At 73.4% G+C, this 13,861-nt stretch carries 13 protein-coding genes; 5 read left to right on the forward strand and 8 right to left on the reverse strand.

Features of this window, described 5'->3' with window-relative positions; all coding sequences use genetic code 11:
• The first annotated feature begins 277 nt into the window (after window positions 1-277).
• Window positions 278-1,312, forward strand: coding sequence for an ArsR/SmtB family transcription factor (locus ACWF94_RS15720; RefSeq protein ID WP_453487914.1), 1,035 nt, complete (start codon window positions 278-280; stop codon window positions 1,310-1,312).
• A gap of 163 nt (window positions 1,313-1,475) precedes the next feature.
• Here the strand turns inward: ACWF94_RS15720 and ACWF94_RS15725 are convergent, their stop codons facing one another.
• A complete protein-coding gene (locus tag ACWF94_RS15725) occupies window positions 1,476-3,455 on the reverse strand; it encodes an APC family permease (protein ID WP_453487915.1) in 1,980 nt (659 codons plus the stop codon).
• A 225-nt stretch (window positions 3,456-3,680) separates the two neighbouring features.
• Here ACWF94_RS15725 and ACWF94_RS15730 point away from each other — a divergent pair, with 225 nt between their 5' ends.
• Window positions 3,681-4,310, forward strand: a complete 630-nt coding sequence (locus ACWF94_RS15730; protein WP_453487916.1) for a hypothetical protein — start codon at window positions 3,681-3,683, stop codon at window positions 4,308-4,310.
• A gap of 49 nt (window positions 4,311-4,359) precedes the next feature.
• Here the strand turns inward: ACWF94_RS15730 and ACWF94_RS15735 are convergent, their stop codons facing one another.
• The gene (locus tag ACWF94_RS15735; protein WP_453487917.1) at window positions 4,360-5,346 is read right to left on the reverse strand and encodes an oxidoreductase; all 987 of its coding nucleotides are present in this window, start codon (window positions 5,344-5,346) and stop codon (window positions 4,360-4,362) included.
• 321 nt (window positions 5,347-5,667) lie between these two features.
• Between ACWF94_RS15735 and ACWF94_RS15740 the strand changes: the two genes are divergently transcribed.
• A complete protein-coding gene (locus tag ACWF94_RS15740; RefSeq protein ID WP_453487918.1) occupies window positions 5,668-6,456 on the forward strand; it encodes a putative protein N(5)-glutamine methyltransferase in 789 nt (262 codons plus the stop codon).
• A gap of 165 nt (window positions 6,457-6,621) precedes the next feature.
• Here the strand turns inward: ACWF94_RS15740 and ACWF94_RS15745 are convergent, their stop codons facing one another.
• Both ACWF94_RS15745 and ACWF94_RS15750 read right to left on the reverse strand, forming a co-directional pair.
• On the reverse strand, window positions 6,622-7,275 hold the full coding sequence (locus ACWF94_RS15745) for a class F sortase (RefSeq protein ID WP_453487919.1): 654 nt from the start codon (window positions 7,273-7,275) through the stop codon (window positions 6,622-6,624).
• A 108-nt stretch (window positions 7,276-7,383) separates the two neighbouring features.
• Window positions 7,384-7,920 (reverse strand): hypothetical protein, encoded by a 537-nt coding sequence (locus ACWF94_RS15750; protein ID WP_453487920.1) that lies wholly within the window; start codon window positions 7,918-7,920, stop codon window positions 7,384-7,386.
• A 480-nt stretch (window positions 7,921-8,400) separates the two neighbouring features.
• Here ACWF94_RS15750 and ACWF94_RS15755 point away from each other — a divergent pair, with 480 nt between their 5' ends.
• The gene (locus ACWF94_RS15755; RefSeq protein WP_453487921.1) at window positions 8,401-9,024 is read left to right on the forward strand and encodes an NADPH-dependent FMN reductase; all 624 of its coding nucleotides are present in this window, start codon (window positions 8,401-8,403) and stop codon (window positions 9,022-9,024) included.
• A 191-nt stretch (window positions 9,025-9,215) separates the two neighbouring features.
• Entirely contained in the window at window positions 9,216-9,542 is a 327-nt protein-coding gene (gene cutA / locus ACWF94_RS15760; protein ID WP_453487925.1) for a divalent-cation tolerance protein CutA, read from the forward strand.
• Between the two features lie 21 nt (window positions 9,543-9,563).
• Here cutA and ACWF94_RS15765 read toward each other — a convergent pair whose 3' ends face one another.
• The 4 genes from ACWF94_RS15765 to ACWF94_RS15780 form a co-directional block, all read right to left on the reverse strand.
• Window positions 9,564-10,145, reverse strand: a complete 582-nt coding sequence (locus ACWF94_RS15765) for a TIGR03086 family metal-binding protein (RefSeq protein ID WP_453487926.1) — start codon at window positions 10,143-10,145, stop codon at window positions 9,564-9,566.
• A gap of 107 nt (window positions 10,146-10,252) precedes the next feature.
• Window positions 10,253-10,978, reverse strand: coding sequence for a SanA/YdcF family protein (locus ACWF94_RS15770; RefSeq protein ID WP_453487922.1), 726 nt, complete (start codon window positions 10,976-10,978; stop codon window positions 10,253-10,255).
• Between the two features lie 195 nt (window positions 10,979-11,173).
• Window positions 11,174-13,207, reverse strand: a complete 2,034-nt coding sequence (locus ACWF94_RS15775; RefSeq protein WP_453487923.1) for a hypothetical protein — start codon at window positions 13,205-13,207, stop codon at window positions 11,174-11,176.
• The coding region (locus tag ACWF94_RS15780) for a VWA domain-containing protein (protein WP_453487924.1) at window positions 13,204-13,861 on the reverse strand (658 nt) is incomplete at its 5' end. The genes ACWF94_RS15780 and ACWF94_RS15775, both read right to left, overlap by 4 nt.

Raw genomic sequence — 13,861 nt, forward strand, 5'->3', positions numbered from 1 at the left:
GCGGCCTGTGGATCCCCATCCACGGGCCGCGCCCCATTACCCACGTCGGACAGGGAGCCGCACCGTCTGTCACCCGCCGCCGGATGTGCGAAGCCCCCCACGGTCCTCGTCACATCCATCGGAGACAGAAGGAACCTGCCCGACGCTGTACAGCCTTTCGGTTCGCACCCGGCCCCGGCGAGACATTTCAACTCTGGCTGAAACACCGTGGTGACCGGTTGTGATGGCATGCATACTCAGTGGTGGGGGCGATTGCGGGTGCAACAGTGGGGGTTCAGTGCTGCGTATCCATTTCACTGGCGAGGATCTGGCCAGAGTGCGAATGGCCGTCAGACCGGATGCGTTGTGGGAAACGATTCTCAGCTTTCATCGATTGAGAGAGCGGCGACGCGCTCAGATGTTCGGCGAATGGCGTTCGGAAACCCGGACGCGGTTGAACGGTGAAGCAAACCTGCTGGCAGCGCTGGTGCCGCCCAAGGGATACTTTCCCGATTTTCTGACGCCGCCGGAAGGCTCCGGCGGGCTCGATGCGGGACTTGAGGCGATACGGGCCACCGCGTCCGAGCGGCTCCATTCCGAACTGACTCTGGCGTCAGCGGGGCGGGCGGCCGGCCGCGCGGCCGGGCGGGCTGCGGGGCGGGCCGCCGAGCAGTTCGGCCGGCTCACCGGGCTCGCCGATGGCGGGGCCGAATCGCTCACCCGGCTCGTCACGGTGCTGCGCAGCTATCACCGGGCCGCGATCGAGCCGTACTGGGCGCAGATACAGGCCAGGGTCGAAGCGGACCGCGCCGTACGCGGCAGGGCGCTGCTCGACGGCGGCGCGGGGAAACTGCTCGGCTCCTTACCGCCCGTGCTGCGGTGGAAGGCACCGATTCTGGAGGCGGACTACCCCGTCGACCGCGACCTGCGGCTGAACGGGCGGGGGCTGCTGCTCCAGCCGTCGTTCTTCTGCCGGGGCACCCCCGTGGTCTACCGCGACGCCACCCTCCCGCCCGTCCTCGTCTACCCCGCCGCCCACGCCCCCGACCCCGCCTTCGGCGACACGGCGGGCCCCTCGCTGGGGCCTTCCCTCGGACGGCTCGTCGGCCACACCCGGTCCGCCATCCTCCAGGCCATCCGCTACGGCTGTACGACCAGCGAACTGGCCCGCAGGGCGGGGGTGTCGCTCGCCTCCGCCAGCCAGCACGCGGCGGTCCTGCGGGACGCGGGCCTGGTCCTGACGCTACGTCATGGCAACGCTGTCCTGCACACGTTGACCCCGCTGGGTGCCGCCCTGCTGCGGGGAGGCGCTCCGGCGGAGGCGGCGATGTGAGAGACCCCGGCCGGGGGTTCGGGGCGGCCGGGGGTTCGGGCTCCGGGTTCGGGCTCCGAACCTGGGGTTCGGGGTTAGGGGTTCGGGCTCGGGGCGCCGAGCCCGGGGAGGCGGGGTCCAGGGCGTGCCGCCGGTCGGGGGTGCTCCGGCCCGGCCCCGGGGGTCAGGCCGGCGGCCGGGGGAAGCGGTCCCGGGCCGGCCGCCGGAGTTCGGCGGAGGAGGTGGTGGTGGCGAGCCGGAACCGCAGCCGGCAGATCACCGCCTCCGTGTCCCGGCGTACCGCGTGCGCCAGCACCGCCCCGCGCCGGTTCCGCAGCAGCCGCTGCCACAGCCGGTCCGGCTCCACCTCGGGTATCAGCACGGTGACCCGCGTACCCGGGTGGTACTGATAGACCTTGCGGACGTACTCCGACACCGGTCTGCCGATCGTGCGGTGCGCCGAGTGCAGCTCCACCAGTTCCACCCCCGGATTCCACAGCTCCCAGTCCCGCCGCAGCTCCCTGGTCTCCTCCTGGTCCTCGTCGTCGGGATGGCTGACCGTCACGGCCCGCACCTCGTCCCCCAGGGACACCGCCGCGTTCACCGCCTCGCAGGTCAGCCGGGACAGACGCGATACGGGGACGATGACGAGCGAACGGTCCCGGTGCGGGGCGTCCGGCACCAGGCCGAGCCCCAGCCGCTCGCCGATCGTCGCGTACGCCCGGTGGATGCGCTCGAAGAGCAGCACCAGCACGGGCAGCGCGACCACGATCAGCCAGGCCCCCTCGGTGAATTTCGTGGCCGTGACGACGACGGCGCTCACCCCGGTGAGCACCGCGCCCAGCCCGTTGAGGGCCGCCTTGCGCCGCCAGCCCGCGGACCGTTCCGTACGCCAGTGGATCACCATGCCGGTCTGGCAGATGGTGAAGCCGACGAAGACGCCGATCGCGAAGAGCGGGACCAGGGTGTTGGTGTCGCCACCGGAGAACAGGAGCAGCAGCCCCGCGACGGCGGCCAGGGCCAGCACCCCGTGACGGTGCACCTCCCGGTCGGCCTTCAGCCGGAAGACATGCGGGAGATAGTCGTCGCGGGCCAGCAGCGCCATCAGCACCGGGAGCCCGCCGAACGAGGTGTTCGCGGCCAGCGCCAGCAGGACGACCGTCGCGAACTGCACCACATAGAAACCCCAGTTGTGGCCGAGCGAGGCGTCCGCGAGCTGGGCCAGGACGGTGACGCCCTCCACCGGCTGGAGATGGAAGCGGCCGATGAGGACCGAGAGCCCGATCAGCATCACTCCGAGCAGCCCGCCCAGCGCGACCTCGGTGCGCTGCGCGCGCCGCGCGGCCGGGGCGCGGAAGGACGGTACGGCGTTGGCGACGGCCTCGACCCCGGTCAGCGCCGAACAGCCGGAGGCGAACGCCTTGATGAGCAGCAGCGCGCCGACCGTCGTCGCGTTCTCGCCGAGCGCTGAGGCATGGCCGGCGGCGGCCTCCGTGGACACCGGGGCGCTGCGGAAGAGACCCACCACGATCAGGGTGAGGATCGAGCCGATGAAGACCGCCGTCGGGACGATGAACGCCTTCGCCGAGTCGACGATGCCCCGCAGATTCACCCCGGTGACCAGGATGAGCACACCGAGGCACAGCGGCAGCCGGTCGTCGTAGAGGGAGGGGAAGGCGGAGGTGAGGGCCGCGACGCCCGCCGTGACGGAGACCGCGACGTTCAGGACGTAGTCGAGGACGAGCGAGGCGGCGGCGACCAGCCCGGTGCGCTTGCCCAGATGCGCGCGGGCGACGGCGTACGAGCCGCCGCCGTTCGGGAACGCCGCGATCACCTGGCGGTAGGAGGCGACGAGCACGGCGAGCAGTACGGCGATCGCGAGCGTGACCGGCAGGGTGAAGCCGAGTCCGACACCCCCGGCGGCGGCCAGGACGAGCACGATGGCCTCCGGCCCGTAAGCCACCGACGCCATCGCGTCCAGAGAGAGAGCGGCCAGCCCCTGCACGGCGGTGAGCCGGTGCCGGTCGCCCCGGGGAACCCTGGGCACGGGGGACGGCACGGCCGGGCCCCCGGACGTGCCGCCGGGCAGGCCCCCGGGCGTGGCGCCTGGCGTGTCTCCGGGCGTGGCGCCGGGAGAGTTGGAGAGCACGGGCGGAGTGGTCATGGGGATCGGCGTACCTCCGGCTGGGGATGCCCCGGGGGTGGGGTGCGGGCAGCCTCAGAGTGAGGGCGGGCATTTCGCCGCTCATGCCCTCTTGTCGCAACCCTTGCGCCGTGGCGGCCGGTCTTCACACGACATTGACGCGTGGCGTACGGAATCCGTCAGCATCCGTCAGGGGGTTGCGCACGGTGCAGACGCGGGCGCCGCTCCGGGCCTACCGTCCCGGCCATGGAATCCGAGAACGGGGAGCCGGGGACGTCCGGCGGGGAGGCCGGGATGTTCGGTCGGGAGGGCGGTGCGTCCGGCCGGAGGGGTGGTGCGTCCGGCCCGGAGCACGGGAGCGGCGAGGCGGAGCGGACCGTGCTCGCCGAGGACCGCCGCTGGATGGTCGATCTGTGGGCCGCGGTCTTCTGCGCCCTCAGCCTTCTCGTCCTCCTCCACACGGTGGACCTCGCCGCGGCCACGCTCACCGCGGTCCGCTCCGCCCTGTGGACCGGCCTTTCGCTCACCCTCTTCGCCGTCCTCTTCCCGCCCCGGGTGAGCGTGGGCCGCGACTGGCTCTCGGTGCGCGGGCTGCTGGGCGAACGCCGCGTCAGCACCGATCTGCTGACCCAGGTCGCCCGCCGTGACGGCATCGCCCAGCGGATCGTGCTCAAGGACGCCCGGGGCCGCCGGGTCGAAGTCGATCCACTGACCCTGGCCGCCAATCCGCTGCTCTGGCACGAACTGGACACGGGAGCCCGCAGAGCGCGCGAACGCGGGTATCTGCGCACCGGTTCGGCGATACTCCAGTCGCTCTCCGACCGGATCGAGTCGGACACGGCCCGGGGTGTGTTCGAGGCGTCGGACCTGCGGTGACCCGGGCGCGCACCCCGGGAGGCGTCCAGGGCCGCGCACCCCGCGAAGCTCAGGGCCGCGCCCCCGGGTTCTCGTACACCACACCCGTGAGCTGCTCGGACGCCACCCACAGACGCTCGCCCGCCACATCGTCGCGGGTCCAGCCGGCCCGCCAGGCCGGTGCCGGGGCGCCCCGCCAGCCCAGCAGGCTCGGCCCGGTGAAGGAGTCGGGCCGTACCCCGGGCGCGGTCGCCGCGTACAGCGTCGGCAGCGCGCCCGAAGCGGCGGACTGCGCGAACAGACCGTTGCCGACGGCCATGACCGCCCCGGCGAACCTGCGGCCCTCCTCGCGCGGGGACGCGCCCTGGAGATTGGTGGCCGCGTACCCGGGGTGGGCGGCGGCCACGACCAGGCCGGCCCCGGACGCGGGCCCGGCTGGAGCCCCGGCCGCGGCCCCGGCCGCGGCCCCGGATCCGGATGCGCCCAGCCGTCTCGCCAGCTCGTGCACAAAGAGCAGAATCGCCGTCTTGGAACGCGCGTATGCGATCCAGCGGTGGTACCGGCGTTCGCTGTTGAGATCGCCCATGTCCAGCTGGGCCATGGCGTGCAGAATGCTGGAGACGCCGACCACCCGCGCGCCCCCGGTCCGCAGCAGTCTCGGCAGCAGCAGCCCGGTCAGCGCGAAGTGACCGAGATGGTTGACGCCGAACTGGGTCTCGAAACCGTCCGCCGTCCTGCCTTGCGGCACGGCCATGATCCCGGCGTTGTTGATGAGCAGATCGAGACGCCCGTACGGGAACGAGGCCGCGAACTCGCGTACGGAGGCGAGGTCGGCGAGGTCCAGTCGCCGGACCTCCACCTCGGCACCCGGCACCCGGGCCCTGATCCGGGCCTCGGCGCGCTTGCCGCGGTCCTCGCTCCGGCACGCGAGGACGACCCGGGCGCCCTTGCGGGCCAGCTCCTGGGCGGTGATCAGGCCGATGCCGCTGCTGGCCCCGGTGACTACGGCCGTGCGCCCGCGCTGGTCCGGTATGTGCCTGGTGCTCCAGCCGGCCATGGCCGTGCCCCTCGGTCGTCGGGAACGTGGGCGCTCAGCGTATTGACCACCGGGCCGGGCAGCCACCGGACCGGCAACGGCGGGCGCAGGCCGACCGCCGAGGGGCGGGGGTGTCCGACCGCCCATGGGGGCGGGCGGCCGTGCGATGTGAGGTCGGATAGTGTTGCCGTCCCCACGCCCGTGGGAAGGACCGAGGAGGTGAGCCCCATTACCGCTGTCGCAGTACGGGTGCTCTCGTCCCCAGGCCGCTCGGCCGGTCCGGTCCACCGGCTCGGCTGACCGGGAGGGCGCCCTTCGGTACTCCGAAAGGCTCTGACCCCGATGTCTCCGTCACCCACGACCCCGGCCGCCGCCATCGTCTCCCGGCTCCGGTCCGCCGGCTGTGTCTTCGCCGAGGACGAGGCGGCACTGCTGATCTCCACCTCCCGTGACCCCGCCGAACTCGCCGCCATGGTGGACCGGCGGACAGCTGGATTCCCCCTGGAACAGGTACTCGGCTGGGCCGAGTTCTGCGGGCTGCGCATCGCCCTGGACCCCGGGGTGTTCGTCCCGCGCCGCCGCACCGGGTTCCTCGTCCGGCAGGCAGCCGCCCTGGCCCGGCCCCGCGCCGCCGTCGTCGATCTGTGCTGCGGCTCCGGCGCCCTCGGCGCCGCCCTGGCCGCGAGCGTGGACCACGCCGAACTGCACGCCGTCGACATCGACCCCGCCGCCGTCCGCTGTGCCCGCCGCAACATCCGCGCGGCCGGCGGCACGGCGTACGAGGGCGATCTGTACGAACCCCTGCCGGCCGGCCTGCGGGGCCGCGTCGACCTGCTCCTGGCGAACGTGCCCTACGTCCCCACCGAGGAGATCGAACTGCTGCCGCCCGAGGCCCGCGTCCACGAGGCCCGCGTGGCGCTCGACGGCGGCGCGGACGGCCTCGACGTGCTGCGCCGGGTGGCGGCCGGGGCGTACGACTGGCTGGCGCCGGGCGGCTCTCTGCTGTTCGAAACCAGCGAGCGCCAGGCGGCGGCGGCCATGGAGATCGTGGCGACGGGCGGCCTCGAACCGGCGGTGGCGGAATCGGAGGAGCTGTACGCGACGGTGGTGTGCGGGCGGCGCGCGGGCTGAGGGGGTGGCGGCGAGCAGGGGGGTGTGGAGGGGTGCGGTCCGGCGGTGAGCGGGGCGCGGACCGGTGGTGAGGGGTGCGGAGGGGCCGGGGGTGAGGGCGGCGCGGACCGGTGGTGAGGGGTGCGGAGGGGTGCGCGGCACAGTCGGCCCGATGGGCGGCCGGGCCTACGACGACACGACCTCGGCATCGCCGGTCTTGGCGCCCTTCACCCCGATGAGGTGGGCGAAGGCGACCACGTTCCCCCGGTAGCCGGTCTTCTCGCTGAAGCCACCGCCGCAGGTGATCACCCGTAGTTCGGCGCGGCCCTTGTCGCCGTACACCTTCGTGTCCGGGAAGTCGCCTGCCTCGTACACCTCGATCGCGTCGATCGTGAACACGGCGGTACGGCCGTCGGCGCGGGACACCTCGATCCGGTGGCCCTTCCGGAGCGCGCCGAGGGCGTAGAAGACGGCCGGTCCCTGGGCGTTGTCGACATGCCCGGCGACGACGGCGGTGCCCCTGGCGCCCGGGGGAGTGCCGTTCCGGTACCAGCCGGCGAGGTTGCGGTCCGCGGCGGGAGGCACCTCCAGGCTGCCGTCCCCGGCGAGACCCAGGCCCGTCATGGGGGCGTCGACCTCGATGTCGGGGATACGCAGCCGCAGCGGCGCGGCCGGGGACAGCGGGTCGGCGGCGGCGTCCGTGTGCTCGTGCGGACCCGCCGCGAAAGCCTGCGCGGCCGAGGGGACCGGCGGGGTCAGGTCCCGGGAGCCGTTCTGCACCAGCCACACCCCGGCGCAGACGGCGGCGGCCAGACACCAGCCCTTGGCCTTGGTGCTCATCGATCCTCCAGAGCCTCCAACTGGATGCGCCCCGTTCCCGGCAGGCCCGTAGGCCCGGCGGGAACGGGGACACGGCGGTACGGGGGCGGCCTCGGGGGGCCGCCGCCCTCAGCTGCCCCGCGGGCCGCTCGCCCGGCGCCGCAGCAGCAGGGTCCCGCCGACGGCGGCCGCGGCCAGTACGGCCACGCCCACCGCGATCTGGGTGGTGTCCGGGCCCACGCTGCCCCCGACGCCGGTCTGCACATGACCACTCGGCTGCTGGTGCTGCTGCCCGCCGGACTGGTCCCCACCGCGGTGCTCCACGGTGACATCACCCGAGGCCCGCTTCCCGTTCTTGCAGTGCACACTGACGCTGTACGCGCCGGACTGGGTGCCGTCGGGAATCCTGAACTCGCCGACGACGGACTCCTTGTGCGTACCGGGCGACAGATGGAACTCCCCCGCCCCGAGGGAACGGGCGTCGCCGACACCGTGGCCGTTCTTGCCGCAGGCGGTGGTGTTCACGGTGATGGTCGCGCCCGGGGCCGCGGTGGACGGAAACACCTCCAGGGACTCGGAGTCCCCGGCGTGCGCTCCGTGGGCACCGAGGCCCATGGTGGCGGCTGCCAGTGCGGCACTGGTCAGCAGGCGGGCGGTGGTGCGCATGGGGTCCTCCGGGAAGCGCGGCGCTGTGGTCGTCTCCTCCGAGGTAAGGCCCCTCTCCCGCTCGGCGCCTGCTGATATCCCATCAGATCGAACCCTTTCGCCCGGTGTGCCGCCCTGGACGCCAGGCTTCGTCGCAGGTCAGCGCGGATGTGGCGGCAGGGCTGGCGGGACGCGCCGATCGGGTGACACCCGTCCCCCTCGGCCGCGCTGCACGGTGTGCCCGGCTCCGGCTCCGGGCCTGGGACGGACCGGGCACGGAACGCGGTACGGCCCGGCCGGTCCGGTCCTGGCGGGAGCCGGCCGGGGGCGGGGGAGCCGGTCCATAGCGTGTACCGGCTGGGGCGGGAGCCGGTCCATGGCGGGAGCCGCCGGGGCAGGGAGCCGATGGAGCAGGGAGCCGATGGGGCGGCCCGGCGGTGGCCGTGCGTTCGGGTGCCGTGACTTGACCTCAACCTTGCTTGACGTATCAGGCTCTTCCGCATGGACCTCATGACGCGGGAGAACCCGCAGACGACGCCTGCCCGCACGGCACCCCTGAAGCTCGTCGTCGTCCTCGCGAGCAATCGCGCGGGCCGCTTCGGGCCGGTGGTCAACCAATGGCTTCTCGAACAGTTCGACAGTCGTGACGACTTCGAAGTCGAACTGGTCGACCTCGCCGAGGAGAGCATCCCCACCGCCATCACCGCTGACCCCGTACCCGAGGTCGGTGAGTCGCTGGCCAGGACCTCACCCAAGCTCGCCCGCGCCGAGGCGTTCGTCGTCATCACCCCCGAGTACAACCATTCCTTCCCCGCCTCGCTCAAGAGCCTCATCGACTGGCACTTCACCGAATGGCGTGCCAAGCCCGTCGCCTTTGTCTCCTACGGGGGGATCTCCGGCGGTCTGCGCGCCGTCGAGCAACTGCGGCAGGTCTTCGCCGAGATGCATGCCGTCACTGTCCGCGACACGGTCTCCTTCCACAACGCCCACGGTCATTTCGATGACCGTGGGCGGCACAAGGACCCCTCCGCCTGCGCCACCGCCGCCAAGGGGATGCTCGACCAGCTGGCCTGGTGGGGGCTGGCGCTGAGGGACGCCAAGTCCTCCCGCCCCTACTGCGACTGAGGCCCCCGGGCCCGGTCCGTCCGTCTCGTCCTGGCGGCGTCTCCCTCCCGGGGCCGCCGTCCCCGTACGGTGGCCGGAGCCCACCACACGAAGGGACCCCGCCTGTGGCCGAGACCGCTCAGACCCCCTCGCCGTCCTCACCATCCTCGCCGCCCTCGACGGGGGCTACCGCCTCAACGGGCTCGTCCGCTCTGACCGTCCTGACCACGACCGACAGCGCCGCCAAGGCGGAAGCGCTGGCGCGTGGCGCGGTGGCGGCCCGGCTCGCCGCGTGCGCTCAGATCTCCGCACCCGTCACCTCCGTCTACCGCTGGCAGAACGCCATCGAGACCGCCGAGGAGTGGCAGATCCTGTTCAAGACCTCACAGGACCGCTACCCCGCCCTGGAATCCCATTTGATCGCCGCCCACGACTACGACACCCCCGAGATCATCGCCACTCCGGTCGTGCTCGGGAGCGCCGCGTACCTGGCGTGGATCGACGCGGAGACGGCCCCGGAGCCGGGCGGGAACCGCTGAGCCGACTGCGCGCCGGGGGTGTCAGGCGCGGCGGCCCAGCAGGGCGAGAAGCCTGGCCTGGTGGCTGTCGCCCGGCGGCGGCTCGATCGGCGGGGCGAAGAGCCCCGTCTTCGACAGTGCCGACGCATACGGTGTGACCTCGTCGAGAGCGAAACTCACCAGGGCGTCCGGCAACCGCTCGGGCGCGCCGATCGCCCGCGACAGGTCCCAGCTGTGCACCACCGCGTCCGTGATCATCTGCGCGCAGTAGGCGACGGCCGGGGTCTCCCCGTACGACAGCCGTACCGTCCGCTTCAGTGCACCGGGCTCCGCGAAGGCCCGGCGGGCGGCCCGCGCGGCGGCGTCCCAGGCGGCGCGCGGGCGCGTACCGAGGACATCGCCGTCGTACGCGTCGCCCACCTCCTCGATGCCGGAACCGTCGGTCACCAGATCGGGTACCCACAGCTGTTCGGCCGTGAGGTGGTTGACGAGATCGCGTACGGACCAGTCGGTGCAGGGCGTTGCCTCGTCCCACTGATCGGCCCGTACGGCGTGCACCCGCTCGGTGAAGAGCGCGAGCGCCTCGGTATGCCGGCTGAGAAGGGTGGCCACGTCGTTGTGCATGTTTCCCATGGCACTCACTGTCGCGCTCCGGCGCTGGGGACGCGAGCGCCGCCCGCGTGTCCCCCCCCCGCATGTCCGCCCGAGCGTGTCACCGGTGGGACCCCGCCTCACCTCCCGGCGGTGGACAGCGCTTCCCGCACGCCCGGCTCCTTCGCGCCCAGGAACCGCGGATCGGGCTCGAACGCGACGTCCAGCGTGGCCTTCCCCGCCGCGAACATCTCCCGCACCCCGCCGTAGTACCAGCTCGAGTCATGCCGCTCGGCGACTCCTACTCCGTACGACTCCACCCCCGCCGAACGACAGAGTGCGACGGCCCGCCGGACGTGGAAGCCCTGGGTCACCAGGACGGCCCGGTCGACCCCGAAGATCTTCTTGGCGCGGACACACGAGTCCCAGGTGTCGAATCCGGCGTAGTCGCTGACGATCCGGTCGTCCGGCACACCCTGCTCGGTGAGATACGTCCGCATGGCGTCCGGCTCGTCGTACTCCAACCGGCTGTTGTCCCCGCTGACCAGGATGACCTTGACCTTGCCGGTCCGGTACAACTCGGCCGCGGTGTCCAGCCGGTGTGCCAGATAGCGGGAGGGCCGGCCGTCCCGCAGTCCGGCCCCGAAGACCACGGCCACCTCCTGCGCGGGCACCTCGGCGACCGTACGGATCCGGCTGTCGGCGACCGCGTGCATCCAGGTCGAGGGCACGAGGGCGAGCACACACCCGGCCATCACCGTCTGTACCAGCCGCCGCCGGCCCCGGCGGGTACGGGGCAGCCGCGGCCGGGGCAGCGCGGACAGCCTGAGCCGAAGTCGCTTCACACCAGGCCAGACGTGATTCACCGCGGAACGGTTCACCCCATTCCCTGCATACGGGAGAGGCCCGGCCCCCGATGACCACATCCGGGACCGGGGCCGGGCCCACTCCGCACCCCGTTCCCTGACCGGACCAGGAGCCGTTCCATCCGCTCCCTGCCTGGCCGGCCGCTCCCCGGGGCCTGCCTGGTCAGGGTCCGCTGCCCAGGCTGTGCTGCCTCGTCAGGGCTCGCTTCCCGGGTCCTGCGGCGTGGACCAGGCGACCGGCAGCAGCGACCGGGCGGCGGCCGAGGCGTAGACCGCGGCGGCGAGCCACGCCGTGGCGAAGGCGTCCGGGTCGGCGGGCAGCAGCCGGCCGAGCCTGTCATGGCGGCGGTCGGCCGCCGCCTCCGCCAGCGCACGCGCGCACTCCGCTCCCGTGGCCAGTCCCACCGCACCCAGTCGGCGGGGGAGTTCTCCGTCGGCCGAGGCGGCGGTGACGGCCCGGCCGCCCGCGACCGCCCGGTCCACGGCACGCCGCAGCAGATCCAGCTCCACGGGCAGCGCGGGCGGAACACGGGTTGCGGGGACGGGTGGCGGTGCGGCCTGCCCCGATGCGCCGGGGCAGTGGTCCGGAACCGGGGTGTCCACCGGGGCCGGGGGACGGTCCTCGGTAGCGAAGGCGGTGGTGCCGCCCGAGCGGCCGGTGCCCCGGGAGGCGTCCGGGATGTGGGAACGGTTCAGCCGCCGCAGCCCGAGATCCGCCTTGACCCGCTCCCCGTCGTGCCCCTCCCACGCCGCCGCCAGCACATGGACACCACCCGGACGGTCGGGCACCGCCCGGGCGATCAGCTGTAGTTCCAGCCCCGGGCGCGAGGCGAACAGCCGCAGATTCTCCGCGTACGCCAGTTCGGGCCGCTCGTCCGGCGCCAGCAGCCGCAGCACCGGCCCGGCCATGATCCGGAAGCCGTGGTCGGTGACCGTCCCCGTCAGAAAGAGCAGATCACCGCCCGCGGAACGGTGCTCCACCGGCTCTGCCGACCAGTCGAGCGCGCCGGACAACTGCTCGGCGGGCGGGCGCCGCCATAGCGCGTCGAGCGGCGGCTCGTGCCACCGGGCACCCGCCGCCCGGACGGAACGCACCCTGGACCCACCGCCGATCCTCCCGTCCGGCGAGATCGTCGGACGCGTCAGGATCACCGCACCGCCCTCGCCCCACTCGCGCAACGGCAGCGCACAGCCCCCCGGGACAGGGGTGCCCGCTGCCTGGGCCGCGCGCTCCGGGCCACCGGGCGCGATGTCCGAGATCGTGTGAAGGGCACCGTCCGGTGCCAGGCCGTACGTGGTCGCACCCGCGTAGCCGGATGCGGTGACGACCGGCTCGGTGAACAGTCCGTACAGCCGCAGTGGTCCGGCCGGCTGATAGGCGCGGCGCGCGGGCGTCACCGCGTCAGCCGGTCTCCGCAGCAGATCCAGCAGCCCGGCCAGTTCGGCGGAGAGGTCGGACAGCCGGAACGCCGGGTCCTCGGAGCGCGCCTCCCCGAGCCGCCGCGCGATCCGTACCGCGGCGGACGCCGGGAGATGCAGCCCGGCGAGCCGGCCGGAGTGCGCGGCATGGAGCAGCTCGGCCCGGTGGACGGCGCCGGCTCCGGTGATCCCCGTGACGAGCACGGCCGTCGCGGCGGTACGGAGAGCCGCGATGGCGGCGGCCCGGGCGGGGGTGAGGGACACGGAAGCCTGGTTCGCGGCACCGTCGCGCCCGTCTGTCCGGGCGGTCCGGCCCGACGGGAGGTCCCCGGCGGACCTGACAGCTCCCGCTCCCGCAGCTGTCTCGGCCGTCCCGTCCGAACCCTCGGCGCCGGACGGCTCCGGGAGACCTGCGGCCTCCGCCGGTTCTTCGGACTCCGAGGCGCCTTCCGGTATCTCGGGGCCCTCCTGCCGCTCCTCGGCCAGGGGGGCGCTCGACAGGATCGCCGCGCGGTGCAGACAGGCCGGGGCCAGCAGACAGCAGCACACCGCGTCGTCCGCGTGCGCCACGACCCCGCCGGTGACCTTCAGCGTCACCGACGTGTCGTCGTCCACCCTCACCCGTACGCCGTCGGGGGCGGGCTCCACCGGCCAGCCGGGCACCTTCGCCAGCGCGCCGTCCACCCGTTTGCGCAGCCGGGCGGGGAGCATATCGAGGGCCCCGGCCGCCACATCGGCGGCCACCGGGGGCAGCCCGGGAGGGTTCACCGGCGGTATCGGCGGTATCGGCGGCGTGGGCGGTGTCGTCATCGGGATGTACCTCCTACGCGCTCGCCGACCCAGCGGGCAAGCTCCAGCGGGCTGAGTGCGGCTATCGGCATCCCCGCAGCCACCAGCCGGCCCGCCACACCGGTGGAGTAACGCGGTCTGCCCTGATCGTCCAGCGAAGCGCAGCCCAGGACATGGCAGCCCGCGTCGACCAGGGTTCGTACCTCGGTGAGGAGCGGGCCGACCGGGCCGCCCTCCTCGAAGTCGCTGACCAGGACCACCAGTGTGCGGGACGGTACGGTCACCAGCTCGCGCGCGTGCCGCAGGCCCCGGACGATGCTGGTGCCGCCGCCGACGCGGACTTCGAGCAGCAGGCTCAGCGGATCGTCGACATGGTCCGTCAGATCGAGCACCTCGGTGGAGAAGGCGACGAAGTGCGTGCTCAGGGCGGGCACCCCGGCGAGGACAGACGCGGTGAGCGCCGACCAGATGGTGGACGCCTCCATCGAGCCGGACACATCCACCACGAGCACCAGCCGCCAGTCGGTCGACCTGCGCGCCCGTGTCCGGAACACGGGCCGCTCCGGGAGGACCGTCACCACCCCGGTGTCCGGGTCGCGGCGGGCGGTGCCCAGATTCGCGCGCAAGGTGCGCGAGAGGTCCAGCGGCCCGCCCGGCCGCCGGGTTGGCCTCGGG

This window comes from Streptomyces sp. NPDC055078 (genome assembly GCF_053607985.1).